2 rRNA genes are annotated in these 244 nt (G+C 44.3%); both read right to left on the bottom strand.

Annotated elements, in window-relative coordinates:
- Window positions 1-81: ribosomal RNA gene (rrf, locus tag ACN6NE_RS31345) — 5S ribosomal RNA — on the bottom strand; the annotation flags it as partial.
- A gap of 63 nt (window positions 82-144) precedes the next feature.
- A 23S ribosomal RNA gene (locus ACN6NE_RS31340) occupies window positions 145-244 on the bottom strand; the annotation flags it as partial.

The following is a 244-nucleotide window of genomic DNA, read 5'->3' as shown; positions in this document are numbered from 1 at the left end:
CCAACTACCATTGGCTCTAAAGTGCTAAACTTCCGTGTTCGGTATGGGAACCGGTGTGACCTCTTCGCTATCGCCACCAGACAATAGATTGCTCTCTCAAAACTAGATAACAGTTTACTGAGTAAAGCTTACGCTTTTAAAGTTTTGGTTAAGTCCTCGATCGATTAGTATCAGTCAGCTACACATGTCGCCACGCTTCCACCTCTGACCTATCAACCTGATCATCTTTCAGGGATCTTACTAG

It is taken from the genome of Priestia sp. 53B2, assembly GCF_056099005.1.
This window is presented reverse-complemented; position numbering and strand designations above follow the sequence as displayed.